Annotated in this window: 25 protein-coding genes; 18 read left to right on the top strand and 7 right to left on the bottom strand. The window is 54.8% G+C overall.

The genetic code is table 11. The features are described from left to right. Nucleotides 1-62: 62 nt before the first annotated feature. From R0137_RS14240 to R0137_RS14230, 3 genes are read left to right on the top strand one after another with little or no spacing between them, the layout of a single operon-like run. Nucleotides 63-1,232 carry a hypothetical protein gene (locus R0137_RS14240; protein WP_407327069.1) on the top strand — a complete coding sequence of 390 codons (1,170 nt, stop codon included), beginning with the start codon at nucleotides 63-65 and terminating at the stop codon, nucleotides 1,230-1,232. Between the two features lie 47 nt (nucleotides 1,233-1,279). Next, the gene (locus R0137_RS14235) at nucleotides 1,280-2,089 is read left to right on the top strand and encodes a class I SAM-dependent methyltransferase (RefSeq protein ID WP_407327068.1); all 810 of its coding nucleotides are present in this window, start codon (nucleotides 1,280-1,282) and stop codon (nucleotides 2,087-2,089) included. Nucleotides 2,090-2,132: 43 nt separating this feature from the next. Next, nucleotides 2,133-2,900 (top strand): SDR family NAD(P)-dependent oxidoreductase, encoded by a 768-nt coding sequence (locus R0137_RS14230; RefSeq protein WP_407327067.1) that lies wholly within the window; start codon nucleotides 2,133-2,135, stop codon nucleotides 2,898-2,900. 98 nt (nucleotides 2,901-2,998) lie between these two features. Here the strand turns inward: R0137_RS14230 and dapE are convergent, their stop codons facing one another. From dapE to map, 7 genes are all read right to left on the bottom strand, one after another. Next, nucleotides 2,999-4,165 carry a succinyl-diaminopimelate desuccinylase gene (gene dapE, locus R0137_RS14225; protein ID WP_407327066.1) on the bottom strand — a complete coding sequence of 389 codons (1,167 nt, stop codon included), beginning with the start codon at nucleotides 4,163-4,165 and terminating at the stop codon, nucleotides 2,999-3,001. A gap of 14 nt (nucleotides 4,166-4,179) precedes the next feature. Then, the gene (gene dapD, locus R0137_RS14220; protein ID WP_407327065.1) at nucleotides 4,180-5,193 is read right to left on the bottom strand and encodes a 2,3,4,5-tetrahydropyridine-2,6-dicarboxylate N-succinyltransferase; all 1,014 of its coding nucleotides are present in this window, start codon (nucleotides 5,191-5,193) and stop codon (nucleotides 4,180-4,182) included. Nucleotides 5,194-5,225: 32 nt separating this feature from the next. Further along, nucleotides 5,226-5,573: an arsenate reductase gene (locus R0137_RS14215; protein WP_407327064.1), complete on the bottom strand. Its 348-nt coding sequence runs from the start codon at nucleotides 5,571-5,573 to the stop codon at nucleotides 5,226-5,228. A 42-nt stretch (nucleotides 5,574-5,615) separates the two neighbouring features. Beyond that, on the bottom strand, nucleotides 5,616-6,269 hold the full coding sequence (gene nth / locus R0137_RS14210; RefSeq protein ID WP_407327063.1) for an endonuclease III: 654 nt from the start codon (nucleotides 6,267-6,269) through the stop codon (nucleotides 5,616-5,618). 74 nt (nucleotides 6,270-6,343) lie between these two features. Next, a complete protein-coding gene (dapC, locus tag R0137_RS14205; protein WP_407327062.1) occupies nucleotides 6,344-7,534 on the bottom strand; it encodes a succinyldiaminopimelate transaminase in 1,191 nt (396 codons plus the stop codon). Between the two features lies 1 nt (nucleotide 7,535). Further along, nucleotides 7,536-10,205: a [protein-PII] uridylyltransferase gene (gene glnD / locus R0137_RS14200; protein ID WP_407327061.1), complete on the bottom strand. Its 2,670-nt coding sequence runs from the start codon at nucleotides 10,203-10,205 to the stop codon at nucleotides 7,536-7,538. Nucleotides 10,206-10,211: 6 nt separating this feature from the next. Next, entirely contained in the window at nucleotides 10,212-10,985 is a 774-nt protein-coding gene (map, locus tag R0137_RS14195) for a type I methionyl aminopeptidase (RefSeq protein ID WP_407327060.1), read from the bottom strand. Between the two features lie 327 nt (nucleotides 10,986-11,312). Between map and rpsB the strand changes: the two genes are divergently transcribed. From rpsB to rnhB, 15 genes are all read left to right on the top strand, one after another. Further along, on the top strand, nucleotides 11,313-12,125 hold the full coding sequence (gene rpsB, locus R0137_RS14190; RefSeq protein WP_407327059.1) for a 30S ribosomal protein S2: 813 nt from the start codon (nucleotides 11,313-11,315) through the stop codon (nucleotides 12,123-12,125). Between the two features lie 101 nt (nucleotides 12,126-12,226). After that, nucleotides 12,227-13,084 (top strand): translation elongation factor Ts, encoded by an 858-nt coding sequence (tsf, locus tag R0137_RS14185; protein WP_407327058.1) that lies wholly within the window; start codon nucleotides 12,227-12,229, stop codon nucleotides 13,082-13,084. A gap of 131 nt (nucleotides 13,085-13,215) precedes the next feature. Beyond that, entirely contained in the window at nucleotides 13,216-13,941 is a 726-nt protein-coding gene (gene pyrH, locus R0137_RS14180; protein ID WP_405271318.1) for a UMP kinase, read from the top strand. 26 nt (nucleotides 13,942-13,967) lie between these two features. Then, nucleotides 13,968-14,525: a ribosome recycling factor gene (gene frr / locus R0137_RS14175; RefSeq protein ID WP_407327056.1), complete on the top strand. Its 558-nt coding sequence runs from the start codon at nucleotides 13,968-13,970 to the stop codon at nucleotides 14,523-14,525. A gap of 84 nt (nucleotides 14,526-14,609) precedes the next feature. After that, nucleotides 14,610-15,320, top strand: a complete 711-nt coding sequence (uppS, locus tag R0137_RS14170) for a polyprenyl diphosphate synthase (RefSeq protein ID WP_407327055.1) — start codon at nucleotides 14,610-14,612, stop codon at nucleotides 15,318-15,320. Then, nucleotides 15,313-16,149 carry a phosphatidate cytidylyltransferase gene (locus R0137_RS14165; protein ID WP_407327054.1) on the top strand — a complete coding sequence of 279 codons (837 nt, stop codon included), beginning with the start codon at nucleotides 15,313-15,315 and terminating at the stop codon, nucleotides 16,147-16,149. Before uppS ends, R0137_RS14165 begins: the two co-directional genes overlap by 8 nt. After that, nucleotides 16,149-17,393, top strand: a complete 1,245-nt coding sequence (locus tag R0137_RS14160) for a 1-deoxy-D-xylulose-5-phosphate reductoisomerase (RefSeq protein ID WP_407327052.1) — start codon at nucleotides 16,149-16,151, stop codon at nucleotides 17,391-17,393. Before R0137_RS14165 ends, R0137_RS14160 begins: the two co-directional genes overlap by 1 nt. Further along, the gene (rseP, locus tag R0137_RS14155) at nucleotides 17,390-18,751 is read left to right on the top strand and encodes an RIP metalloprotease RseP (RefSeq protein WP_407327051.1); all 1,362 of its coding nucleotides are present in this window, start codon (nucleotides 17,390-17,392) and stop codon (nucleotides 18,749-18,751) included. The genes R0137_RS14160 and rseP overlap by 4 nt, the downstream gene beginning before the upstream one ends. Nucleotides 18,752-18,958: 207 nt before the next feature. Beyond that, complete coding sequence (bamA, locus tag R0137_RS14150; RefSeq protein ID WP_407330025.1) at nucleotides 18,959-21,541, top strand: outer membrane protein assembly factor BamA; 2,583 nt, start codon at nucleotides 18,959-18,961, stop codon at nucleotides 21,539-21,541. Nucleotides 21,542-21,582: 41 nt separating this feature from the next. Continuing rightward, on the top strand, nucleotides 21,583-22,104 hold the full coding sequence (locus tag R0137_RS14145) for an OmpH family outer membrane protein (protein WP_407327050.1): 522 nt from the start codon (nucleotides 21,583-21,585) through the stop codon (nucleotides 22,102-22,104). A gap of 9 nt (nucleotides 22,105-22,113) precedes the next feature. Continuing rightward, entirely contained in the window at nucleotides 22,114-23,157 is a 1,044-nt protein-coding gene (gene lpxD, locus R0137_RS14140) for a UDP-3-O-(3-hydroxymyristoyl)glucosamine N-acyltransferase (RefSeq protein WP_407327049.1), read from the top strand. A gap of 48 nt (nucleotides 23,158-23,205) precedes the next feature. Beyond that, nucleotides 23,206-23,640, top strand: coding sequence for a 3-hydroxyacyl-ACP dehydratase FabZ (gene fabZ / locus R0137_RS14135; protein ID WP_407330024.1), 435 nt, complete (start codon nucleotides 23,206-23,208; stop codon nucleotides 23,638-23,640). Then, the gene (lpxA, locus tag R0137_RS14130) at nucleotides 23,637-24,407 is read left to right on the top strand and encodes an acyl-ACP--UDP-N-acetylglucosamine O-acyltransferase (protein WP_407327048.1); all 771 of its coding nucleotides are present in this window, start codon (nucleotides 23,637-23,639) and stop codon (nucleotides 24,405-24,407) included. Before fabZ ends, lpxA begins: the two co-directional genes overlap by 4 nt. Further along, nucleotides 24,379-25,599: a lipid-A-disaccharide synthase gene (gene lpxB / locus R0137_RS14125; RefSeq protein ID WP_407327047.1), complete on the top strand. Its 1,221-nt coding sequence runs from the start codon at nucleotides 24,379-24,381 to the stop codon at nucleotides 25,597-25,599. Before lpxA ends, lpxB begins: the two co-directional genes overlap by 29 nt. Next, on the top strand, nucleotides 25,599-26,213 hold the full coding sequence (gene rnhB, locus R0137_RS14120) for a ribonuclease HII (protein WP_407327046.1): 615 nt from the start codon (nucleotides 25,599-25,601) through the stop codon (nucleotides 26,211-26,213). Before lpxB ends, rnhB begins: the two co-directional genes overlap by 1 nt. Nucleotides 26,214-26,216 lie beyond the last annotated feature (3 nt).

Genomic DNA, 26,216 nt, shown 5'->3' with positions numbered 1-26,216 from the left:
TTACTGGCGTCTCACGGCGCCGAGAGTGCATACTATCTCTGCTCACTTTTCACGAGGCTACAGTGTCTAAAGACCCCATCAGTATTGTTCAGCGAGGGAACCTGCAAAATCTGGAGAAGACCCTGCGCAAACAATGGCGCCTTGGCCAAAGCATTGTGTTGTGCTGGTGCTGGGATGAGCGGGGGCTGCTGGTGATTTTTGTGCCGCACTACTTCTTGGGAAACTATTGTGCCCATCGCGATGACCCAGAAGTCTCCACTGAAAACGAAAACTATATACGGGCCTTAATCTCGGGTCGGCGTCGCAAGAGCCGCGAGGAATTGTTCGCTGTGGCAGTTCGCCTCAGTGTTTCGCCCACGTTCATCAAGCTTGAGAATCCCCTGGATGAATCTATTGCTGTTATGCGCGGCGTTGAAGAGATTATTCGACGCTATGGCCTGAGCTTTGTTGAGCGTCGAGGTGTTCTGCTCTTTGATATTGCAGATTTCTCATTGTTTAGTTCTTTCGAACAAGCGAGTCAGCTGAACAGCCTTTCTTACTCTATGAACTCCGTTTATAACAAGCTCGCGGCGCGGGGCATGGAGATTAATTTTGCTCGCACTACGACGGGCGACGGCTACTACGTGTGGAACCGCGATAATCATCCCCAATCTGACCAAGAGCTGTTTTTGTTTTTGCAGCTGGTCTTGGCGGACAATGCTCTAGCGCGGGCTGCCTCCCGGGGTAATACGGTGCCAGTGATCAGGGCGGCATTCCATATTGGTAGTCACTATGAGCTCTATCAGGCCGAGGGTGTAAACCCTACTGTATTTAGCTACATCGTGGGTGATGTGACTATAGAGCTGGCTCGAATTCTGGAGAGAACATTGCCGGGACAGGTGATGCTCGGCGACTTCGGTGCCTGTGCCGGTGAAGAGCATGGAAGCGCCGAGTTTGTGAAAAGCTGCGCTGAAGCCGCCAAGGCTCTGGAAGGTCTTACGCTCATGGGCAAACCTTTGCGCTCTCTGCGCAACTGGTTGTCCCGAGACGCCTCTGAAGATGCCGAAGGGCAGCCTCTGGATGTGAGTATCACCGACAAGCACGGAATCAAGCATCACGCTTACAATTTGCAAGGCGAGTTGGAGTTTGACGATTCCACGCTGACCCTGGGCATGACCCCCGAAGAGTTTAGTGAGGCTTTGGAGAAGAACGCGCCTCGAGGAAACGGCAAATCCGATTCCTGGTGGGTGTGATCCCGGCGGCGCAAGAGGCGTTTTCAGTCGGTGAATCAGCGGTCTCTTTGAACGAACATGACCGCGCACAGCGCTTTGCTGAACACTTGGCAGTTCCTCTTTTAGACGCGTCGACGTGCGCTAAAGATCTCGAGCCGGGTCACGCAGTCATTCAATTTAAAGGCAATGTCCCCGCGATTCAGTTAACTGGCCGTGATGTTCCGGGCGCGGTGACTGTGGATTTTGCAGACAAATCTATGGCCAACCGACGTCGCTCTGGTCACAACGAACTTTTGGGAAAGGCTGTGGGCTGGAAGCAAGCACACGCCCCGAGTGTGCTTGATGCGACCGGAGGTTTTGGGCGAGACGCTTTCTTGCTTGCGGATCTGGGTTGCAGGGTTGACGTTTGTGAGCGCGATTTAGCTATGGCGCTTCTTTTTGAGGATGCCCTGGCACGAGCGGCTGCATCCGAGGATACATGGCTTGCATCCGTCGTTGCACGCATGAAACTTCATCCTCAAGACGCACAAACACTCAAGTTCTCGGTATTGGAAGCCGTGGAGGTCATCTACCTGGACCCCATGTTTCCCCTGGACCGCCGAGCCGCACCTGCCAAGGAGATGCAGGTGCTTCATCAGCTTTTGGCTACTCAAATCCCCGAATCTTTGCAGCCGGACGGGGAAATGGGTGGTGTAGGCGCAAACGGCGACCTTGCTCGTGAGGCCTATGATTCCGCTCTGTTGGCCTGGGCTAGAGCTCAGGAGGTGCGGCGAGTTGTGGTCAAGCGCCCTCGTCGAGCGCCGGAGATAGGAGGTCCATCACCCGGGCATTCCTTGAGTGGTAAGTCTGTGCGCTTCGATGTGTATCCCGTCTCCTAGGAGATGAAACCTTTGGTAGAGCAATAAAAAGGGGAATAGAACAGTGAGTAAAAATTTTCACGCAGTCGTAACGGGAGCATCAGCGGGACTCGGGGATGCCTATGTACGGCAGCTGGCGCAGCGCTGTGACAGCATGTTGGTTGTGGCGCGGCGCGGTGATCGTCTTCGGGAACTCGCGAAAGAGCTTGAGAATCAGTGCGCGCTCGAAACGATCGAGGCAGACCTTGCGACGACCGAGGGTCAGGCTCGGGTGGTGGAGGCTATTCGTCAGGGCCCGGCCGTTGATTTACTGGTAAACAATGCCGGCTACTCGACCATAGGTCCCTATGCGGCCAGCGATCTGGATGACGAGCTCGGCATGCTGCGTCTTCATAATGAGGCAACAATGGTGCTAACGAGGGCGGCGCTACCGGCGATGATCGAGCAAGGCAGTGGCGCGGTTATCAACGTCGCTTCCGTTGCAGGCCTGGTAAGTACTCCCAATGTAGCGGCCTATGGCGCAACCAAGGCCTTCTTGGTGAGTTTTACCCGCGCGCTTCGTCAGGAACTCAAAGCGAGTGGTTTGCGAGTGCAGTGTCTCTGCCCCGGCTATACACGCTCGGAGATTCATAGTCGTGAAACCATGGCCGACTTCGACGTCAGTATTGTGCCGGACACGCTTTGGATGGAGGCTGATGAAGTGGTCGCTGAGAGTCTCGCGGCGATTGCGAATGATGCGGATCAATGGCTGGTAGTCTCCGGTGAGCACAACCGCAAAATTGTCGCGCGGGAGATGGACGCCCTGCGAGCGGATTTGCACTATCCGAGCTAGTCCCTGGTGGCCTCTAGCGTTTGAGCGAGGAGGCTTTCGAGGAGGTTTTATATGCTCCCCGAAGCTCGTGGGTCCGGCTCGTTCGGGACGACAGGTGCCTATAGCAAACGAGTGAGGATGCCCTGGTACATTGTTGACAACTTTGCCAGATCATCGACTTTTACGCGCTCGTTGACGCGATGAATGCTGGCGTTAATCGGTCCCAACTCGACGAGTTGTGCTCCATAGGGGGCGATAAACCGTCCATCCGAAGTGCCGCCGCTGGTTGATAGCGCGGTCTCAACACCATCTACGGCGCGCACCGCGGCCCGGCAGGCCTCTGTTAGTGCCCCTTCGCCGGTGATAAAGGGGTTGCCACTCAGGTTCCATTGAATCTCCGCATTCACTGCATGCTTCTCGAGAATCGCCTCTACCGCAGTTTGTAGGCCTTCAGCCGTTTGTTCCGTGGAGAAGCGAAAGTTAATGAGTAGCTCTGCATGCCCGGGGATTACATTGGTGACTCCAGTACCACTGTGAAAGTTGGTGATCTGAAAGCTGGTAGCTGGAAAGTACTCATTGCCTTCATCCCACTGCCGCGTCACCAATTCCTGTAAGGCGGGTAGGGCACGGTGCAAGGGGTTGTCGGCATGTTGGGGGTAGGCCACGTGGCCTTGACGACCCAGTAGCTTCACGGCGCCATTCAGAGAGCCGCGCCGACCGTTTTTAATGGTATCTCCCAAAACCTCCGCGCTGGATGGCTCACCCACCACACAGTAGTCAATGTCGATCTTATGCTCGTTTAGCCACTCCATCACTCGCACCGTGCCATTGATGGCAGGGCCTTCCTCATCAGACGTGATAAGAAAGCCTATCCGGCCGCGCGGGTCGCGATTGTCTTCTTCACAGTTTCTCAGGAAGCTTTCACAGGCGGTGACCATTGCAGCCAAGCTTCCCTTCATATCGGCCGCGCCGCGGCCATAAAGATGCCCATCGCGGACCGTGGGCAGATAGGGGTCACTTTCCCATTCGTTCAGGGGGCCCGGGGGTACCACATCAGTATGGCCAGCAAACACGAGTAAGGGGCCTTCACTGCCCCACTCGGCCCAGAAATTCTCTGTGTCGCCGAAGGGGAGGGGCGTACAGCGAAAGCCGAGAGTCTCGAGGCGCTGCATCATCAATCTTTGGCAACCGGCATCTTCCGGCGTCACCGAGGCACGAGCGATAAGTTCACAGGCAAGTTCGAAGGTGCCGTCGCTCAAAGCTGTAGTTTGCATCGTCTCAGGCATGGCTGCTTTGCACTTTAGTCATTGGCATGGAGTTCGGCGTTAAGTTGTACCGAGGTTTTGTTGGTAAGGCATTCGACGGCGCCGTTTAGGCTATTGCGGCGAAACAGTAGGTCGGACATTCCCTGGAGATTGCGTGCGGCAAGAGTCTCGGTGACTGATCCGCCGGCGTCGAGCATCGTTACTTTTGTGCCCGAGGTGACATACAGACCTGACTCAACGATGCAGCGATCGCCTAGCGGGATACCTATTCCGGCATTAGCGCCGATGAGACACTGCTTGCCCACCGAAATAATAATGTTGCCGCCGCCTGAGAGCGTCCCCATGGTCGAGCTTCCACCGCCCAAATCTGAATCTGCGCCCACAAGCACTCCGGCGGATACGCGCCCCTCAATCATGCCCGGACCGATGGTGCCCGCATTGAAGTTGATGAATCCTTCATGCATAACCGTCGTGCCTTCGCCGACATAGGCGCCCAGACGAACCCTGGCCGTGTGCGCAATACGCACACCCCCAGGTACGACGTAGTTGGTCATCTTAGGGAATTTGTCGACGCAGCTAACTTCCAGAACCTCACCGCGCAGCCGCGCGTCCAGCTGTTGCTCTGCCAGCTCTCCAAGAGCAATGGCACCTCTATCAGTCCAGGCCACATTGGGGAGCACACCGAAAACGCCCTGAAGTGCAGTCTCCTGCGGCTTTACGAGTCGGTGCGAGAGAAGATGGAGCTTTAAATATGCCGCCGGCACGGTATCTGGTGCCACATCCTCTCTTAAACAAACTGCAACTCCAGGTTGGTCGCTGTCTCCGATCCTCCGTGCCAGAGATGCCAGGTCGCCGTGTCCCGCGGCATCGCACTCGTTTGCCAGAGCCTGGAGGTCGTCCTGGCTCAGCACTTTGTCAGATGCGAGTTCTCCAAAGCAGGCTACGAGTGAAGGTGGGGGCGTTAGTACTGGCATAGGGAAAAATACGTCCAGCCAGTTTCCGTCCCGGTCCTGGGTTCCGAGGCCGAGGCCTAGTGCGTATGCGTCCATCCCTAAATCTCCTAAATGTAAATGTGCTGGGCTCAGCCCAGTAGCGTTGCGAAGCGCGATTCACTGAATCCGAATTCCAGTAGCTTGTCGGTCTCCAGCACCGGACGCTTGATGAGCGTCGGTGACTCTATCGCCGCGGCTGCCGCGGAATCTCGATCCATAGATTCGCGGGCATCCACCGCGAGTGCCTTCCAGCTAGTGCTGCGACGATTAATGACTTTGTCCCAACTCTCCGTTTCGAGCCAGCGCTCAACGGTCGCCAGCTCCAATCCGTCCTTACGAAAGTCGTGAAAGTCGTAGTCGATGCCTTGAGTATCCAACCAGCGACGAGCTTTACGCACGGTGTCGCAATTACTGATGCCATAAAGCGTGATCGTCATTTTCTATACCCCGTAAAAGGGCGGGGAATATAGCAAATATCCCTAAGCTTTGCGGGTGACCTTGGGGTTCTTCCTATTGGGATAACAGTGCTGGCAAATTTCGCAGACTCGGCCATCACAGCCTCGGGCACTGCAGAACTCTCTCCCGTAGAAGATGATCTGCAAATGCAGTCGGTTCCAGTGTTCCTTGGGGAAGAGTTTCTTAAGGTCGCGCTCTGTTTGCACAACACTCTTTCCAGAGCTTAAACCCCAGCGCTGGGCGAGGCGATGAATATGCGTATCCACCGGGAATGCTGGAACGCCAAAGGCCTGAGACATTACTACGCTAGCTGTTTTATGGCCGACCCCCGGTAAACGTTCTAAGGCCTCCATATCCTCGGGGACTTCACCACCATGCTCCTCGATGAGTATCTGTGACAAGCCGGCGATGGCTTTGGACTTCTGGGGGGATAGACCGCAGGGCCGAATAATTGCACGAATGTCTTCGACGCTAAGCAGCAACATAGCTTGAGGTGTGGAGGCTCTGGCAAACAGTGCAGGGGTCACCTGATTGACCCGCTCGTCGGTGCACTGTGCACTGAGGAGTACCGCGATGAGTAATGTAAAGGGATCGCTATGATCCAGAGGGACCGGCGTCTCCGGGTACAGCTCCTGCAGTCTTTGCAGAATGTAGCTGGCGCGTTCGGCTTTTAGCATTGACTTGCTTCGTTCAAGGGATCGACGGAGGCGTTCAACTATCTATGCTGCTGTATTTGGAGCTGCATATGCCGTTACAGACAACGCACAAAGCCAGCTATGCGCTCAGCGGCTTCGATACAGTCTTCCAGTTCAGCCACCAGCGCCATACGCACGCGACCTTTACCCGGGTTAACTCCACCATTGTCGTGGCTCAGATAGCTGCCCGGAAGTACTAGAACCCCAGCTTCAGCATGCAGTCGCTGTGCAAATGTTGCGTCGTCAATGGGTACTCGAGGCCAGAGGTAGAACGCGCCTGCGGGATTATTTAACTCCAGCACGGGGTCGAGTATGTGACGAACTGCGGAGAACTTTTCGCGGTAACGGTCTCGATTTTCAAGGACATGTTCTTCGTCACTCCAGGCGACTGTGCTCGCCACCTGATGGTGAGGTGGCATTGCAGAGCCGTGATAACCGCGATAGCGCAAAAACTGGGCGATGATGTCCGCGTCGCCAGCCGCAAATCCGGAGCGCATGCCCGGGAGATTGGATCGCTTCGACAGAGAGTGCATGCTGATGCAGTTCTTGTAACTATCGTGGCCCATGTCGGCGCAGGCCGCCAGCAATCCTGTCGGGGCAGCATTCTCGTCGGGGTAAATCTCTGAGTAACACTCGTCGGAAACCAGAACTACGTCATGCTCGATGGCTTTCTGAATAAATCGCTGCAAGAGCGGGCTATCCATGACCGCCCCGGTCGGATTGCTTGGAGAGCAGAGATACAAGAGCCGCATTGCGTCCCATTCCCGGACACTTAAGGCTTCTGGGTCGGGTAAGAACCCCGTGCTCTCATCGGTATTCAGGAGAATGCTTTGTCCCCCGGCGAGAAGCGCTGCGCCTTCGTAGATTTGATAGAAGGGGTTCGGTGATCCTACTAGAGCGTTTTGCTGATGTCCGACGCAGGTTTGCGCGATGGCAAAAAGGGCTTCTCGCGTGCCATTTACAGGTAGCACCTGGCTGTCGGGATCCACAGTACGCAGCGAGTGACGATTACATAGCCATTGCGCTTGGGACTCTCGCAAGGCCTGTGTGCCTCGGGTGGTTGGATACTTGGCAAGAAGATCTAGATTGTCTGTAAGTGCTTTCACAACAATCTCCGGCGGAGCATGCTGCGGTTCGCCGATAGACAGTTTTAGCAGGCGTCGATCTGCGGGAGGAGGGTGCCCCTCAAGGAGGTCAGCCAGTCGCTCGAAGGGATAGGGGTTTAGCAGCTCGAGATCAGGGTTCACGTCATTGCGACTCTTGGGAGTCGAGCGTATCTCGAATAGCGGACTGAATCTGTTCTGCTAGCTGCTCGTCCGCAATGGGCTGTCGCTCTGTATCTGTGACACAAAATACGTCCTCGACGCGCTCTCCCAGCGTTTGAATCTTTGCTGCCTCGCAGATGACACCAAATTCCACAAACACCTCGCCGATGCGTGCCAGCAGTCCGGGGCGATCGAGAGAGATTACTTCCAATACTGACACTTCCCGCACCGGATCTACCCGCATACTCGTTTCGGTGTCCAAACGGAAGGATCTCACCCGCCGGGGAGTGAGTCTCGTTGGTATGGCGTTGCTGTCGGTCTCGGGTGATAGCTTGTCATTCAGGTAGGTCGTGATGTGGCGGAGCCTATCGGCGTCTTCCACAGCCTTACCGCTCGAATCCAGGACAAAATAAGTGTCCAGACTCATTCCATCTCTGCCGTGGTAAATCCTTGCGTCATGAACACTCAGATCCAGCTGTTCGATTCTGGAGCAGGTGCGAGAGAAGGTTCCTATGTCGAAGCGTGCGTAAATGAATATCTGAGTGGTGTTAGCAACGCTGGATTCCACGCCGTTACGTACCAGAATTAAAGGTTGGCTTTGGTCCTGATGATCAGCGATGGCCTCTGTATGCCAGGCGATATCTTCTGCTTTCTCGCGCAAAAAATAGTCCTCGCCGCGTTCCTGCCAGAGCGACGCAAGCTCACTTTCCGTAAAACCTCGATACTCGAGGATTTTGGCTGCGGCCTCTCGGGTCTCAGCGATCCAATCCTGTTTGTCGACCGGGTTTTCGAGTCCACGTCTCAGTGCCCGTTTGCTTTCGGTATACAGCTGTCTCAGCAGGCTGCCGCGCCAGGCGTTCCAGAGTTTGGGGTTTGTGCCATTGATATCTGCAACGGTAAGGGCGAATAAGTAGTCGAGGCGATTCTGATCACCTACGTGTTCAGCGAACTCCTGAACCACGTCCGGGTCTGAGATATCTTTGCGCTGAGAAACAGCGGACATGAAAAGGTGATTGCGTACCAACCATTCCACGAGATTGGTGTCCCGGCGGCTGAGACCGTGATCTTCACAAAAGGTTCTAGCATCAACAGCGCCGAGTTCTGAGTGATCCCCACCGCGGCCTTTGCCAATGTCATGGAAAAGCCCCGTAATGTACAAAAGCTCAATTTTTGGCAGGCGGCGGGCGACCCGACTGGTTACGGGGAAGCGTTCGTCGTTTTCGGGTTTGAGGAAGCGCCTGATGTTTTCGATGACTTGCAGGGTGTGGGCGTCGACGGTATAGCTATGGAACAGGTCGTGTTGCATTTGACCAACAATTTGGCCGTAGGCGGGCAGGTAGCGCCCCAGTATTCCGTAGCGTGACATTCGTCGCAGCTGCCGTGTCAGGCGATTGTTCGACCTTAAAACCTCAAGAAACAACTGTTTGTTTTGATCGTTGCGTCGAAAATCATCATCAATGAGATGACGGTTTTCACGGATGAGTCTGATCGTTTCCGCCGCAATCCCTGATGCTTGGGGGTTGTTTCCTGCGTGGAGGAATACTTCAAGAAGCGCCCCCGGATACTCTTCAAACACCGAGTCCCGCTTTGCGCAAATATAGCCGTTACGGAGTTCGAACCATTCGTTGATATCAAGCACGATATCCGCCGTACCTGCTTGCAAAACCGCTTGGTCGAAACTCAGCATTAACACTTCGTTCAATTGGGATAGTGCCAGTGCCCAGCGATAATAGAGCTGCATAAACTGCTCTACCGCGAGTTTGTCGCCATCCACAAAGCCCCATAGGCGCGCAAGCTCTCTTTGGTGGTCGAAAAGCAAGCGATCTTCTTCTCGGCCGGTGATCATGTGGAGTGCGTACCGCACGCGCCACATAAACTCCTGACCATGAATGACAGTGGTGGCTTCAGCGTCGGTCAGAAAATCGTTCGCGGTAAGTTCTGCAACGGAGCTCCAGCCGAAGTGCCGCTGAGCCAGCCAGCCAATAAGCTGTAAATCCCGAAGGCCGCCGGGAGAGCCTTTTACATTGGGTTCTAGGCTGTACTCCGTATCCCCAAATTTAGCGTGGCGAGCCTCCTGTTCAGTGAGCTTGGCCTTAAAAAATGCGTCTGGAGCCCACATTTCTGTGTCTTGAGTTCCTTCAGCGACAGCATCTAACAATCCCTGCTCGCCCAGGAGTAATCTGGCTTCGATAAGGTTAGTGAGGACAGTGACATCATTGAGTGCCTGGGAAATGCACTCTTCAACGCTGCGAACGCTATGGCCAATCTGCAGTCCGAGGTCCCAGAGCAGGGTTAAGAAGCTCTCAAGGCTCCTGCTGTCTTCTTCGTTTTCCCCATCGCGGAGTACGAGTAGGTCGATGTCAGAGTGCGGATGTAGCTCCCCGCGGCCATACCCGCCCACTGCAACGAGTGCAATGCGCTTTTCAGGGAGTTCGAGAGTTTCCCAGGCGTGGCGCAATACATCGTCTATTAATGCGGCTCGAGCGCGAAGTAGCTCGCCTGCGCTGCGTCCGTCGCGAAAATCATTATCTAGCTGCTCGGAGACCCGTTGGAGGGCCTCGCGCAGTTCGGGTATGAGGCCGGATTGCGAGCCTTCTTTTAGAATGGCATGCAGGTCAAAGGGGGCGATGGTTTCGGCGACAGCGGTGTCCATGATTGATCAAAACGTCTCTTCGCCGCGGCGAGTGAATACCTCGCAGCCATCTTCCGTCACGCCTAGCGTGTGCTCCCACTGAGCAGAGAGTCGCCCGTCCCGAGTGGTCACGGTCCAGCCGTCTCGTGCGTTGAGCTTGGTGTGACGTTTGCCCGCGTTGATCATGGGTTCAATGGTGAACGTCATGCCAGGTTGCAGCACGAGTCCAGTATTTGGCCTGCCGTAATGCAAGACCTGAGGATCCTCGTGAAACACTTTGCCAATGCCGTGTCCGCAATACTCCCGAACGACGGAGTAATAGTTACTTTCAGCGTATTGCTGGATGACGCTTCCTATGTCGCCGAGTCGCGCGCCGGGCTTGACCAGTGCAATTGCTTTGTAAAGGCATTCTTGGGTGATTTGCATGAGGCGTTCCGCGTGGGGAGGTACATCGCCTACACCAACCATGATGCTGGTGTCACCGTGATAGCCATCCTTGATGACTGTGACATCAATGTTGATGATGTCGCCGCTACGCAGTTTCTTGCTGTCCGAAGGAATGCCATGGCACACCACTTCGTTGACGGAGGTGCAGATAGATTTTGGAAAACCGTTGTAATTCAGCGGGGCCGGGATCGCGTCCAAATGGTCTGTGATGTACTCGTGGCAGATTTTATCCAGCTCACCAGTGGTAACCCCGGGCACGGCAAGGGGCCGAATCATCTCCAGTACTTCAGCGGCCATTGCACCGGCGACACGCATCCGCGCGAGTTCTTCTTCGCTTTTGATTGATACAGACATTTTCGACTCTTTCGGACAACCCTAGCGGGTGTTTCACTGATGATTCTTGGTGTAGGGAGCTCACGAAACCATGAGCCGCCCTTAATAGCGGCAGCATTGTAGCCTAAGAAGGGCCTTCGGGCATCTGGTTGGTGGTTTTTCTGGAGTTGGGGAGTGTCTTGTGCTATAAAGCGCGCCGCCGCATTTTGGGAGTCCTAAAGCGGCCAACGACGCCCGCATGCCAAAACCTTCTGCAGGGTGCTCTCAAAGCAGGCTTAGAGTCTCGCTTTCGAGGGTTTGCAGCTGGGGTGTGTGGAAGACTAACCCGTTAAAAAATCAGGTAATTTTATGTCACAGGTAAGCATGCGAGACCTGCTCCAGGCTGGAGCACACTTTGGTCACCAAACACGGTACTGGAATCCTAAGATGGATCAGTACATCTTCGGCGACCGCAACAAGATCCACATTATCAATCTTGAGTACACCGTTCCTGCGTTCAACGAAGCGCTGGACATGGTCAAGAGATTGGCATCTTCCAAGAACAAAATCATGTTCGTCGGCACCAAGCGTGCAGCGGGCAAGATCATGAAAGAGCAGGCGGAACGCGCCGGAATGCCTTACGTCAGCCATCGCTGGCTGGGCGGAATGCTCACCAATTACAAGACGATCCGAGCTTCTATTAAGCGCCTACGGGAGCTTGAAGCGCAGCAGTCGGATGGAACTTTTGCGGCGCTGACAAAGAAAGAAGCCCTCATGCGTGCACGCCAGATGGAAAAGCTCGAGCGCAGCATCGGTGGTATCAAGGATATGGGTGGCTTACCCGACGCACTGTTTGTTGTCGATGTCGACCACGAGCGCATTGCGATCACTGAAGCAAACAAGCTGGGTATTCCCGTTATCGGCGTTGTCGATACGAATAGTGATCCCGATGGTGTTGACTACGTTATTCCTGGTAACGACGACGCTATTCGCGCTATCAAGCTTTACGTCACTGCTGTGGCTGACGCGTGTATCGCGGGCAAGGTAGAGGCTGGTGGCGCTTTACCTGCGAAGGATGAGTTCGTCGAAGAAGCTGCGGCTGCAGCTGAGCCTGCTGCTGAGGAAGCGCCAGCTGAGCCTGCAGCGGCAGTAGAGGAAGCAGCTACTGCTACTGACGCCTGATCACTCACCTGGTCATATCGTTCATCGTAATTTGAAGTTCCACGATTTATTAAAAATCCAATTGGGCGCCGTGTACCGGCGCCCCTACGGGAGAATATTGCATGTCAGCCTCACAGGTTAAGGAGCTCCGGGAGCGCACAGGTCTCGGTTTGTTGGAGTGTAAAAAAGCGCTTTCTGCAGCGAATGGAGACATTGACGCGGCTATTGAAGAGCTTCGCAAGTCCAGCGGAATGAAGGCGGCTAAAAAAGCAGGCCGTACCGCAGCAGATGGCATCGTATCGGCACGTGTCGCCGACGATGGTAGCTACGGCGTTCTGGTAGAAGTTAATAGCGAGACTGATTTTGTTGCTCGCGATGAGAGTTTTCTCGGCTTTGTAGAGCAGGTCGTAGATCGCGCTTTCGAGACCCGCGAGACGGATGTCGCAACGCTGATGGCCGATGGTCTTGAGCAAACGCGTGAAGCGCTGGTTCAGAAGATCGGTGAAAATATCGGTGTACGCCGCATTGCTCTGACTAACGCCGAAAACGGTGTCGTGGGCGCCTACGTACACGGAAACAACCGCATCGCCGTTTTGGTAGAGCTGCAGTCTGGTGACCAGGATTTGGCTCGTGATGTTGCGATGCACGTCGCTGCGGTAAATCCCCAAGTGGTGCAGCCTTCAGATATGCCCGCTGAACTGGTGGAGAAAGAAAAAGAAATCTACACCGCTCAGGCGCTTGATTCTGGTAAGCCTGCGGAGATTGTCGAGAAGATGATTGGCGGTCGAATCAAGAAGTACCTGGCAGAGAATAGTCTGGTTGACCAGGCCTTTGTAAAAGACCCTGATACGACCGTTGGAAAACTGGTAAGCAGTGCCGGCGCAAGCGTTGTGTCCTTCTCGCGCTTTGAGGTGGGTGAGGGTATTGAGGTTGAGACTGTGGATTTTGCAGCGGAAGTCGCAGCTCAGCTGAAGAGCTGATTGAAATTCAACACATTGAAACGGGGCTCAGGCCCCGTTTTTTGTATCTATAGTTTTTTCCATCAGTAACAGGGATTCGGCACCGCGCGGGTCGGTATTTTTAGTAGACTTGCGCGCTGGGAGGAACGTCCATGAACAAAGCTAGTGTTGAGAAGAAGTACAAACGGATTTTACTAAAGCTCAGCGGTGAAGCTTTAACCGGCGCTGAACGCTTTGGAATAGATCCCAAAATACTGGATCAGATGGCGCTGGAGATCGGTCAGTTGGTCGGTATTGGCGTACAGGTTGGCCTCGTTGTCGGAGGCGGCAATCTGTTCCGGGGCGCCGCGTTACAGGCGGCAGGACTTGACCGTGTAACCGGTGACCACATGGGTATGTTGGCCACGGTAATGAATGCCCTGGCTCTTCGGGACGCGCTGGAGCGATCAAACATTGCTACGCAGGTGATGTCCTCGATTCCCATGAGTGGCGTTGTGGATCACTACGACCGTCGCAAGGCGATCCGTGCTTTATCCAACGGCGATGTGGTGATTTTCTGTGCGGGCACCGGTAATCCGATGTTCACCACGGATTCGGCCGCCTGTCTTCGCGGAATAGAGGTAGAGGCAGATGTCGTGCTTAAGGCGACAAAGGTAGACGGGGTTTATTCAGCCGACCCCATGAAGGACCCAGATGCGGTTCGCTACGATCGCTTGAGCTACGACGAGGTGCTTGATCGCAAGCTGGAAGTCATGGATTTAACGGCTATCTGTCTCTGCCGTGACCACCGTATTCCTCTGCGCGTGTTTGAAATGGAAAAAGCGGGAGCGTTGCTCAATATCGTCCGGGGAGGCGATGACGGAACGCTGATAGAATAGACCGTTGGTTTTTTGGAGAAGCAACAGTGCTCGAAGATATTAGTAAAGATGCCGATGCCCGGATGAAAAACAGCCTGGAGGCGCTTGGCACAAACTTTAACAAGATTCGAACGGGTCGGGCTCACCCGAGCCTGCTCGATGGCATCAAAGTCTCTTACTACGGCGCGGATACGCCGCTTAGTCAGGTTGCCAATGTCAACGTTGAAGACGCGCGAACATTGTCTTTGACTGCCTGGGATCGATCGATGATTCCGGACATTGAGCGGGCGATCATGAAATCAGATCTCGGTCTGAATCCGGCGACGGCAGGCGAAGTGATTCGCATCCCAATGCCAGCCCTCACCGAAGAGACTCGCAAGGGCTACATTAAGCAGGCGAGAAGCGAGGCTGAGGCTGCAAGAGTATCTATTCGAAATGCGCGTAGAGACGCTATGGGTATGCTCAAAGAGCTGGTTAAAGACAAAGAGATCGGCGAAGACGATGAGCGTCGCGGTCAGGATCAGGTGCAAAAACTCACCGATAGCTTTGTTGCCCGCGTTGATGAAATGCTGACAGCAAAAGAAGCGGATCTTCTCGAAATCTGATATTCCATGGGATCAAAGAGCGGAACAAGTGAGCCTGGGTCGAGGATGTCTGATGTCCAGACCCCTCGGCACGTTGCCATTATAATGGACGGCAACAATCGCTGGGCTCGAAAGCGCTCCCTTCCGGGAGTGGCGGGACACCGCGCTGGTGTAGAGGCTGTGCGCGGAGTTATGCGTGCCTGTCGTGAGCACAGTATCGAAGTGCTTACCCTCTTTGCTTTTAGCTCAGAGAATTGGTCCAGGCCCCTCCCTGAAGTAAGGTCCCTCCTGGCGCTGTTCTCCCGGTACCTGCGTACCGAGGTGAAGCAACTACACGAGGATAATGTTCGCCTGTGCTTTATTGGTCAGCGCAGCCGCTTTAGTGCCGGCTTACAGCGCCTGATCGGTCACGCGGAAACCGTGACTGCGAACAATACGGCGGCGACGGTGGTCATTGCCGTGGACTATGGCGGTCAATGGGATATAGCCCAGGCAGCCCAAACCCTGGCCGAGCGCTGCCAGCGTGGAGAGATTCAGCCCAGCGACATCACTACAGAGTTAATGCAAAGCACCTTGTCTCTTAGTGAATTTCCCAGCCCGGACTTGTGTATTCGTACCGGTGGTGATGCGCGAATCAGCAATTTCCTTCTCTGGGATTTCGCCTACAGCGAGTTTTACTTTACGCCGGTGCTGTGGCCGGATTTTGGGGAGTTCGAATTTGCGCGGGCTCTGGCAGACTACGGTAAACGCGAACGTCGCTTTGGCGGCCGCGGCGAGCCCGATGGCATTGTTTCTGGCGGGTCGCTAGATGCTTAAGCAGCGGGTTCTGACTGCAATACCAATGGCGGGTCTGTTTTTGGCCGGAGCTTATTGGTTGCCCGTAGCTGCATTGGCAGCAATTTTTTTGGTCATCATAGCCTTGGGTGCCTGGGAGTGGGCGCCCATGGCGGGTTTAACAAAGCTCCGATCGAAAATCCTTTATGTGACCCTCGTTGTTGCCTGCGCGGGTGCGCTTTATCGCTATGCGGGTGACGGGCAGAACTTTAGCCGCGAGCTCGTTCAGCCGATTCTGGGGTTAACCTGTTTGTGGTGGTGCTTTGCACTACTGTGGGTTAAGTCTTTCCCTGCCAGCTCCGGGCTCTGGGATAGCCGTCTCGGACGCTCATTTATGGGGGTTTTGATTCTGGTTCCTGCATGGTTCGCGGCAGTCTATCTACTCAAGCTTGAGCCGCGCAGCGCGGTCATGGTCGCCCTGGTGCTGGTAGTGGCTACCGCAGATATCGGCGCGTACTTTACGGGTAAAGCTTTTGGTCGCCACGCACTGTCGCCTCAAGTCAGCCCAGGCAAAACCTGGGAAGGTTTTTGGGGTGGGGTTCTCGCTGTTGCTGTTTTGGCGGTGGTTATCTGGAGCTTGCTGCCCGAGCGTTTGGATCATCTGAGTTTGGTCGCGACCGTGGTCGTCGTTCTGTCGACTGCCTTTTCCTCGGTGTTGGGGGACTTGACCGTGAGTATGGTCAAGCGTGTTGGAGGTGTAAAAGACTCCAGCAGTATGCTCCCCGGTCATGGTGGGTTGCTGGATCGACTGGATAGCCTTTGTGCTGCGACGCCGACTTTCGCCCTGGGTCTTGTGATGGTTGGCTTTTGATGGGTGCTTTGGCTTCATCGGAGATTCAGAAAGTCGCGGTACTGGGGTCTAGCGGCTCGATAGGTGTAAACACTCTCGACGTTCTGGAGCGCCACCCGGATCGTTACGAAGTTTTTGCCCTCGCGGCCCGAAGCTCAGCCGATACCCTTTATGAACAATGCCGAAAGTATCGACCCCGTTATGCCGTACTGACCGATGATGCACCTGCGGCGGACCTCGCAAAGCGAATCGCCGCGGATGCAGATCTGCATACCGAGGTGCTTGCTGGCAGCGAAGCACTTGAAGAAATAGCATCCCATAGCGACGTCGACATAGTGATGGCCGCGATCGTTGGCTCCGCGGGTATGGCCTCGGCGATGGCTGCTGCGCGTGCCGGCAAACGTCTGCTCCTTGCGAACAAGGAGGCTTTGGTGACTGCGGGAAGCCTGTTAATGAGCGCTGTAGAGCAAAGTGGCGCTGTGCTGCTTCCCGTTGATTCTGAACACAACGCAATATTTCAGTGCTTGCCCGTCGATGATAGAGCTCGGCCCCAGTTGGCAGGCGTTTCGGGGCTTGTTTTGACAGCCTCGGGCGGTCCCTTTCGCGGCAAGGGCCCCGAGTTTCTGGCTCAAGTCACGCCAGCGCAGGCCTGTGCGCATCCCAATTGGGATATGGGTCGCAAGATATCCGTCGACTCTGCCAGTTTAATGAACAAGGGCCTTGAGCTAGCAGAGGCTTGTTGGTTGTTCGATGTGCCGGAGCATCTGGTAGAAGTGGTGGTGCACCCCCAGAGCATTGTTCATTCTCTGGTGCGCTACGACGACGGCTCGGTGCTGGCACAGCTGGGCGACCCGGATATGCGTACGCCCATCGCCTGCTGCCTGGCATGGCCAGAACGCGTGGATGGCGGAGTAAAAGCCTTGGACTTGATAGGCGCGGCGAGACTTGATTTTGAGCCTCCGGATATGAAAGCTTTCCCCTGTTTGAGAGTGGCTCGTGAGTGTATTGCTACTGGCGGCAGCGCTATGGCGGTTTGCAATGCGGCGAATGAAGTTGCGGTGGCAGCCTTCCTTGAAGGCCAGATTGGCTTTGTCGATATCCCCAGCGTAATCCAGGAATCCCTCGCCGGATTGCCGTCGATTGAACCTGAGAGCCTTGCCGAGGTCGAAGAAGTTGATCGGCGGGCGCGGGCCTTCGCTCAACAATATGTAAATAATCAGTTGCAACCGGGCGCGGTAGTTCGCGCAGGAGCAGTACAGCGTTGATTGACATTCTCTACAGCATTGGCATCACCCTCGCGACACTGGCTGTGCTAGTGGCAGTACACGAGTTTGGGCACTTCTGGGTGGCCCGGCGCTGTGGTGTGAAGGTTCTGCGCTTTTCCATCGGCTTTGGAGGGCCGCTACTACGCTGGAATGACTCCTTGGGAACCGAATATGCCGTTGCTGCGATTCCCTTGGGTGGCTACGTCAAAATGCTCGACGAGCGTGAGGGTGAAGTTGACCCTGCAGAACAACACTTAGCCTTCAATCGTAAGCCCGTGTTGTCACGCATAGCGGTGGTATTGGCTGGCCCTCTGGCAAACTTCCTGCTGGCGATTGTTGCTTACTGGTTCCTTTTCATGGCGGGGGAGAGCGGCTATGCCCCGGTCATTGGCGAAGTAGACACCGGTTCCGTGGCCGAAGTGGCGGGACTTGAGGCAGGCCAAGAGATTGTCGCCATAGACGGGCGAGAGACGCCCACATGGCAAGCTGTCTCCTTTCGCCTATTGGAGCGTATCGGCGATACGGGGTCTATTCGGTTTTCTGTGCGTTATCCCGGCTCCGACGTGATTTATGACTCCCAAGGCCAGTTGGATCGTTGGCTAGCGGGAGATGAAGAGCCAGATTTGTTGGGTGGGCTAGGGCTGACGCTCTACATGCCTCCCGTTGTGCCATTGCTGGATGAAGTTATGCCGGATAGTCCGGCTGAGCGTGCTGGTTTGCTGCCGGGAGACAGGATTCTGTCGACCGATGGCGTGGCTATGGATTTATGGGAAGACTGGGTGGACTACGTGCGATCCCGGCCAGGCGAAAGCATGGCAGTTCTTCTTGAGCGCGAAAGCACGCAACTTACGGTCACCTTAACACCAGAAAAGACTACAACTGATGCTGGCGAAGTGATCGGTCGTGTCGGTGTAGGCGTTGTGCTTCCTGAGATGCCCGAGAGTCAGCGTCGGGAGTTCCATCGAGGCCCCTTGGAGGCCTTGGGCGCAGGAGCTCAGCGCACGGGAGAAATGGTCAGTTTCACCGTCAATTCCATGGTCAAAATGGTTCAGGGTTTAATCTCTCCGAAAAACTTGAGTGGCCCCATCACCATTGCTAAAGTGGCGACCACTTCGGCCAAGTCAGGTCTGGAGTCTTACATCGGTTTTCTTGCGCTGCTCAGTGTTAGCCTCGGCGTTCTGAATCTCTTGCCCATACCAGTTTTGGATGGTGGCCATTTGCTGTATTACAGCATTGAACTAGTGGCGGGTAAGCCGGTGCCGGAGCGTGTGCAAATGGTGGGATACCAAATAGGCCTGTTGATGGTGGTAAGCCTGATGGTGTTCGCGCTTTATAACGATTTTTCGCGCCTGTCCTAGTGCGCACGGGGAGCTTAGCTGAGCGTTCACGCGCATGGCAGATACAAATTGACGATGGAAACTAATAACACCGTGGTGTCGCTATTCGGTAAAGCATCTTTCCCTGGCACACTGGCATGCCTTTGCGTGCAGTTTTACGTGGCTATGAGACGTCGCTTGGTTATTCTGCTTGCTTGCAGTATTGCGGCCATGGGGTCGACGGCGGTGATGGCGCAACAGTCCGCTACCGCAGAGTCCGGCGCTCCAACAGCGGTTACGTCGGCGTTCGTAGTATCAGATATTCGAGTTGAAGGGCTCCAGCGTATTGCGGCGGGCTCGGTATTCGCGTCTATGCCCATCGGCGTGGGCGACACCGCAGACAGTGCTTCCATCCGAAGAGCGGCTCGTTCGCTTTTTGCCACGGGTAATTTTGACGACATTCGCATTGGTCGAGACGGCAGCGTATTGGTTGTGGTGGTAGCAGAGCGCCCCAGCATCAGCGAGATCACCATTGATGGTAACAAGGCGATTGAAACGGAAGCACTGCTGGAAGGGCTTAAAGGCGCTGGTTTGTCCGTAGGTCAGGTTTTTCAGCGCTCTACGCTTGAGGGAATGCAGCTCGAGCTTCAGCGACAGTATGTTATTCAGGGTCGCTACGATGCCGCTATTGATGCCGAAGTGATTCCAGAGCCGAGGAATCGTGTTGCCATAAACATCGATGTCGACGAAGGCACGGTTGCCGCTATCAAACACGTAAACGTTGTGGGCAACAAAGTGTATACCGACGACGATTTGAAGGATCTTTTCGAGCTTAAGACTACCGGGTTACTTTCCTTTTTTACTAACGACGATAAGTATTCCCGAGAAAAGCTTACGGGTGATCTCGAAAAACTCACCTCCTACTACATGGATCGCGGCTATCTGCAGTTCGCCATCGATTCTACGCAGGTGTCCGTTTCGCCCAGCAAGGAAGAGGTTTACATCACGGCTAATGTGAGTGAGGGCGAGAAGTTCACCATCAGCGAAGTCGATTTGTCCGGTGACCTAGTGCTCCCCGAGGCAGATCTTCGGCGTTTCGTGCTGGTGAGAGATGGGCAGACCTTCTCTCAGCAGCTGGTAACTTCAACGGAAGACTATCTGACGCGACGTCTCGGGAATGAAGGCTACAACTTCGCGAAGGTGACGGGTATCCCCGAAATGAACGAAGACGACAACACCGTCGCCATCAAGTTTTTCGTAGATCCTGGTAAACGCACTTATGTGCGGCGCATCAGTTTTAAAGGCAACACCAGAACAGCTGATAGTGTGCTGCGCAGGGAAATGCGCCAAATGGAAAGTGCCCCGGCATCCGCGGCAGCGATTGAGCAATCACGGATCCGACTCCAGCGACTGGGCTTCTTCAGTAAAGCCGAAGTCGAAACCCCTGAAGTCCCGGGTCATGATGACCTCATTGATGTCGAATTCTCTGTGGAGGAGCAAACTTCAGGCAGTATCGGTGCCAGCCTCGGCTTTGCTCAGCAAGCGGGTCTTATTCTCAGCCTGAATCTGCAGCAGAATAACTTTCTGGGTACCGGCAAACGCGTCGGCATCAACTTGTCCTCTTCGCAGTTTCAGGACCTGTACAACTTTAGCTACACCAATCCTTACTTTACGGAAGACGGCGTTAGCCGCGGATTTAACGTTTTCTTCAGGTCTACGGATCTTGCCGAAGTGAACGTAGCTAGCTACACAACAGATACCTGGGGCGGGGCGATCAATTTTGGTTACCCCATCAAGGAAACAGCGCGTCTGGGCTTCAGTTTCGGTTTGTCAAAGACAGATATCACAGCCGGTCGCTTTGCGGTGCAGGAGATCAAAGCTAGCCCTCGTCTTTTACAGGGCGTAGATAGCTTTTACGAAAGCACGAGATTAGCTGACGGCAGCTTTGCCGCCCCGGAAGTTATTCAGCCTCTGGAAGACCTGCCCTTAAGTGCGCTAACGATCCCACCAGAGTTGGGCTTCCTTGACGAGAACGGTGATTCCTACTTGAACTGGACCGTCACCAGCAGTTGGAGTCAGTCGACCTTGAACCGTGGGCAGATGGCGACGCGCGGAGCGGCGCAGTCCGTGGCGCTCGAAATTTCTATGCCTGGGTCTGATTTGGAGTTTTACAAGCTTACCTACCGTGGAGAGGTGTTCTACCCGATCAAGAATGACTGGATCCTCCACTTCCGCTCTGAACTCGGCTACGGTGATGGCTACGGCAAAACTACAGAACTGCCGTTTTATGAGCATTTCTTTGCCGGAGGCTTTGGCTCTGTTCGCGGCTTCGAAGTGAATACTCTCGGCCCACGTAGTACTCCGCCAAGCATTTATACGGTAGATCAGCCCACTACCGGTATCGACGAGAACGGTAACCCCACAGAAATTGGTGGTCCTGATGGTCGACAGTTTGGTTATCAGCTGAATCCGGAGAGTGGCAAGCTGGACTTTGAGACATTTCAGCAGCAGCGGCGAGCCGCGCCCTTTGGAGGCAACGTGCTGGTCGAGGGTAGTGCTGAATTACTGTTTCCTTTGCCCTTCCTGAAGGATCGTAGCCGTGTAAGATCCGCGTTCTTTATCGACGTGGGCAATGTTTTTAATAATCGCTGCGGTATTAATCAGCCGAACTGTTTTGATTTTGATGCCGAAGAACTGCGTTACTCCGCAGGTGTGGGCGTGACTTGGTTGAGTGGATTTGGCCCTCTTACTTTCGCTGTTGCCAAACCTCTGAATGCATCAGAGATCGATCGTGAAGAAGTGTTCCAGTTCACGCTGGGACAAAGTTTCTAATTTTTCGTGTTTTAGTTTTTTTTCTCCAAGGAGTAAATGTTGTGATCAAGAAGTTTTTAGCCGTTGTTGCCCTGGGTGTTGCCATGTTGCCCATGGGTGCGTTCGCCCAGGGTAAAGTTGCTGTGGTCGATCTTCAGGCAGCCATTCTGCAATCCGACGCCGCTCAGCAGCGTCTCGAAAATGTACGCGGTGAAGAGGGTTACAAGGCGGACAAAGAAGAGTTTGACCGTCTTCGGGAAGAATTAGACAAGTTGGTGCGAGAGTTTCAGAAAGATGCGGCGGTGATGAGCCAAGAGCAGCAGGTTGCGGCGCGTAAGCGTTTGGCGAGCAAGCAGGCAGATCTCGAACACGTGGGTGGCAAACTTCAGCAAGCTGAGCAGGCTACGGGCCAAGCTCTCCTGCAAGAGATGTCTCCCATGGTTCAGGAAGTGCTGAGTGAGCTGATCACAACAGAAGGTATTGGCTTGTTGCTTCAGCGCACCTCCGTTATTCATGCAGATCCTGGATACAGCATCACAGCAAAGGTGACTGACAAGCTCAACCAGCTTTCCGCGGCCAACTAAGCGCCTTCCATGGTGATCCTCGGTGACTTGGTAGCACGGTTAGGGTGTGAACCGGGTTCCGCTGATTTAGCGATAGAACTTGATAGTATTGCCCCCCTTGGACGGGCAGGGTCGCGGGATTTAGCTTTTGTCTCCGAGGCGCGTTATCTGGACGCCTTGGAAGACTGCCGAGCGGGATGCGTTATTCTCAAGCCCGAGTGGCAAGACGGCTGTCCTGTCCCCAGTATCTGTATGGATGACCCCTATCTTGCTTATGCAAAGGTGTCGGGCTTGTTTGAGCCCCTGGCGCCACCATCGGCTGGAATACATCCCAGTGCCGTCATCGATCCCACAGCAACTGTTCCTGATTCAGTCAGTATTGGACCGGGCGCGTTTGTAGACGCGGGTGCTGTCTTGGGCGAGGGTGTGACTCTGGGGCACGGTGCGTCGGTAGGGCGCGGTGCCCAGTTGGGAGCAAACTGCCGCTTATGGCCCGGCGTTGTGATTTACCACGATGTAATTCTCGGCGACGACTGCGTTGTGCATGCTAATACCGTGATTGGTGCCGATGGCTTTGGTTTTGCCAAACGCGCGGACGGTTGGGAGAAAATTAGCCAGTTGGGTAGTGTGCGTATTGGTAATCGGGTAGACATTGGTGCCAGCGTAACCATTGATAGAGGTGCTTTAGACGATACATTGGTCGCAGATGACGTGATCATCGACGATCAGGTGCACATCGCCCACAATTGTGTCATCGGGCGCCGTTCTGCGCTCGCGGGCTGCGTGGGGATGGCGGGTAGTACGGAGGTCGGTGAGGATTGTACATTTGCCGGACAGGTCGGAGTATCGGGTCATCTCAAGATTTGCGACAATGTGCACTTCACTGGCCAGGCCAGAGTCATTAAAAACATTCGTGAACCTGGCAGCTATTCATCCGGGACACCGCTAGAACCAACAAAGCAGTGGCGGAGGAATGCAGTGCGATTTGGACAGCTCGACGCCCTCCAGAGGCGAGTAGTAAAGCTGGAAGCTAAGCTGAGTGCGCTGGATGAGGCAGTTAGCGACGACGATTAACGGGTAAGCTCAAAAAAAGGAATGACGGACTTGAACAACACCTGTCTAATGGACATATCGGAGATCCGCGAACACCTTCCTCACCGCTACCCCTTCCTGTTAGTAGACCGCGTTCTGGAGCTAGTTCCCGGCGAATCAATTCTTGCCTATAAAAATCTCAGCATTAACGAACCGTTTTTTGACGGACACTTCCCAGATAATCCTGTGTTTCCCGGCGTTTTGTTGCTCGAGGCTATGGCTCAGGCGGCAGGCATTCTCGGATTTAAAACCATGGAAAAGACGCCCGCAGATGGCTCCATCTACATGTTTGTTGGCGCAGATAACCTTCGATTCAAGCGTCCCTGCGTTCCCGGAGACTGTGTGCACCTACATGCTCAGATTGTGGGAGAGAAACGCGGCATCTGGAAGTTCGACGTTCAGTCCACAGTAGAGGGGCAGCGCTGCGCCTCCGCCACGATACTGTGCGCTGACCGCCCCGCATGATTCATCCGCAGGCTATCATTGAGCCTGGGGCGAAAGTCGCCGACGGGGTCACTATTGGTCCTTGGTCTTACATTGGCGCCGAGGTGGAAATCGATCGCGACTGCGTGATTGAGCCTCATGTCGTTATTAAGGGCCCCACCCGCATCGGCGCGGGTAGTCACATCTACCAGTTTGCATCCGTGGGAGAGGCGACGCCGGATCTAAAGTACCGCGATGAGCCTACGCGACTCACCATTGGTGAACGGAATACGATCCGCGAAGGGGTGACCATTCATCGAGGCACCGTTCAGGATCGCGGCGAAACCATTATCGGTAACGACAATTTAATCATGGCCTACGCGCATATTGGCCACGATAGCGTCATTGGCAACCACACTATTTTAGTGAACAACGTCGCGTTGGCGGGACATGTCTACGTCGATGATTGGGCGATTCTTAGTGGTTACACCCTTGTTCATCAGTTTTGTCGCATAGGTCAGCACAGCTTTAGCGGGATGCAGACAGCAATCGGTAAAGACGTCCCAGCATATGTCACTGTTTCCGGGTCTCCTGCCGAAGCGAAGACTATTAATACCGAAGGATTACGGCGGCGTGGTTTTTCTGACTCCGCTGTGAGCCAATTGCGCAGGGCATTCAAGATTTTGTATCGTCAAAACCTGACTCTTGATATCGCTATTCAACGACTCGAGACGATGTTGAGTGACACACCCGAGGTGAAGGTTCTCATCGACTCTATCCGTGCCTCAGAACGCGGCATCGTTCGCTGACGTTCTGAACGGTTTTAACCCAGATTTAGATCACGACTCAGGTACGATCCTGCGCGTTGCTATGGTGGCGGGAGAAAGCTCCGGCGACCTGTTAGGGAGTCGCGTCATTCGCTCTCTGCGAGACCAGTTTCCCGATCGAAAGTTGCAGTTAGAGGGGATTGGCGGCGCAGCGATGCAGGAGGAGGGCTTCGAGAGCCTGTATCCCATGGAGCGCCTGGCAGTCATGGGCTTGATAGAGCCCCTGGGGCGATTGCCAGAATTACTGCGCATTCGGCGCGACCTGTACGCGCGGTGGAGCAAATCACCGCCCGCTTTCTTTCTAGGTATTGACTCACCGGATTTTAATCTTGCACTGGCGCGGCGACTTCGAAAAAGCGGCCTGCGTACTGCGCAATTGGTAAGCCCTACAGTATGGGCTTGGAGACAGGGCCGTGTCGCTACCGTTGGGCGATCGGTGGATAGCCTGCTGTGTCTCTTTCCTTTCGAACCGCCTTTTTACGATGAGGTTCCTCTATCTACAACGTTTGTGGGCCACCCTTTGGCAGCAGAGCTTCGGCAGGTGCCTTCGCGAGAGTCGGTGCGTCGGAAGCTCGGTATCGATGCTGACGCACCGGTGGTTGCATTGCTTCCGGGAAGCCGTGGTAGCGAAGTTTCGCAGTTAGGCCAGAGTTTTATCGAAGCCGGTCGAATGCTTCGCGCGCGAGATGCTCGTCGCCAACTTATTATGCCTGCAGCGAGCTCGGAGCGTTTACAGCAGTGCCGAGAGTTATTGCAAGGGGCTTCCGCTGAGTCTGAAGTTCGACTTATTGAGGGCCAATCCCGAGACGCTATGATTGCGGCAGACGTAGTTGTGTTGGCCTCGGGTACTGCCACTCTTGAGGCCATGCTTTTGGAGAGGCCCATGGTCATTGGTTATCGTGTCGCCAAGATGTCTTGGGCGATCATGTCTCGACTCGCAGTAACGAAGTTTGTTGGGCTACCCAATATTCTTGCTGGAGGCCCCGTAGTGCCCGAATTGCTTCAGGATGCGCTGTCGCCCTCAGCGCTTGCATTGGAAGCGGAGACCCTTCTGGCGCACGGCGATGATCAGGTGAAGGCCTTGCAACCATCAATTGCCGCTATGGAGCGAGACTTTGATGCTGCGCTGGGACCAGCTCTTGAAGCTTTGCTTGCGCTGGAGAGAGCTCACTAGTGGCTTTGGATGACTGGGAACAAGCGATTGCCAAGCTGCCTCACGATGCCTGTATTGTCGGTGTCGATGAGGTGGGCCGTGGGCCCCTGGCAGGAGATGTGGTTGCGGCGGCCGCAGTGCTTGATAGGAACAATCCTATTGATGGTCTGGCTGACTCGAAGAAGCTCACAGCAAAGCGTCGAGAACTCCTGTCAGAACAGTTACACCTGAGGGCGAAAGCCGTGGCATTGGGGCGAGCTTCCCCCGAGGAGATTGATGAGCTGAATATACTCCAAGCCAGTCTTCTAGCTATGTGGCGAGCAGTGGACGCTTTAGGGGTCAGTCCTGATCTCGTGTTGGTCGATGGCAGACAGCTACCCCGTTGGAGCTACCGCAGCATCGCGGTCATTAAGGGTGACTCGAGAGTGAAGGAGATAGCAGCTGCGTCTATCGTCGCGAAAGTGGCGCGCGACAGATACATGTGTGAGCAACACGAGCGATGGCCGATGTATGGCTTTGATGCCCACAAGGGATATCCCACTGCTGCACACTTATCAGCCTTGAAAACCCATGGGGTAAGTCCCTTGCATCGTCGCAGCTTCGCGCCGGTGCGCGCAATCATCGGAGGACATTGACGC

The sequence above is a fragment of the Congregibacter brevis genome, from assembly GCF_045689245.1.
In the GTDB taxonomy this organism is placed as follows: domain Bacteria; phylum Pseudomonadota; class Gammaproteobacteria; order Pseudomonadales; family Halieaceae; genus Congregibacter; species Congregibacter brevis.
The sequence above is the reverse complement of the archived record's forward strand: the minus strand, read 5'-3'. Positions and strand labels throughout refer to the sequence as shown.

Bases quoted from the DNA above. Each gene is read 5' to 3' on its own strand.
- bamA (WP_407330025.1), top strand. From the start codon at position 18,959: ATGGCGCAACAGTCCGCTACCGCAGAGTCCGGCGCTCCAACAGCGGTT.
- lpxD (WP_407327049.1), top strand. From the start codon at position 22,114: ATGGTGATCCTCGGTGACTTGGTAGCACGGTTAGGGTGTGAACCGGGT.
- rpsB (WP_407327059.1), top strand. From the start codon at position 11,313: ATGTCACAGGTAAGCATGCGAGACCTGCTCCAGGCTGGAGCACACTTT.
- fabZ (WP_407330024.1), top strand. From the start codon at position 23,206: ATGGACATATCGGAGATCCGCGAACACCTTCCTCACCGCTACCCCTTC.
- dapD (WP_407327065.1), bottom strand. From the start codon at position 5,193: ATGGACGCATACGCACTAGGCCTCGGCCTCGGAACCCAGGACCGGGAC.
- R0137_RS14160 (WP_407327052.1), top strand. From the start codon at position 16,149: ATGGGTGCTTTGGCTTCATCGGAGATTCAGAAAGTCGCGGTACTGGGG.
- tsf (WP_407327058.1), top strand. From the start codon at position 12,227: ATGTCAGCCTCACAGGTTAAGGAGCTCCGGGAGCGCACAGGTCTCGGT.
- lpxA (WP_407327048.1), top strand. From the start codon at position 23,637: ATGATTCATCCGCAGGCTATCATTGAGCCTGGGGCGAAAGTCGCCGAC.
- R0137_RS14215 (WP_407327064.1), bottom strand. From the start codon at position 5,573: ATGACGATCACGCTTTATGGCATCAGTAATTGCGACACCGTGCGTAAA.
- glnD (WP_407327061.1), bottom strand. From the start codon at position 10,205: ATGGACACCGCTGTCGCCGAAACCATCGCCCCCTTTGACCTGCATGCC.
- nth (WP_407327063.1), bottom strand. From the start codon at position 6,269: ATGCTAAAAGCCGAACGCGCCAGCTACATTCTGCAAAGACTGCAGGAG.
- R0137_RS14165 (WP_407327054.1), top strand. From the start codon at position 15,313: ATGCTTAAGCAGCGGGTTCTGACTGCAATACCAATGGCGGGTCTGTTT.
- dapE (WP_407327066.1), bottom strand. From the start codon at position 4,165: ATGCCTGAGACGATGCAAACTACAGCTTTGAGCGACGGCACCTTCGAA.
- map (WP_407327060.1), bottom strand. From the start codon at position 10,985: ATGTCTGTATCAATCAAAAGCGAAGAAGAACTCGCGCGGATGCGTGTC.
- pyrH (WP_405271318.1), top strand. From the start codon at position 13,216: ATGAACAAAGCTAGTGTTGAGAAGAAGTACAAACGGATTTTACTAAAG.
- uppS (WP_407327055.1), top strand. From the start codon at position 14,610: ATGGACGGCAACAATCGCTGGGCTCGAAAGCGCTCCCTTCCGGGAGTG.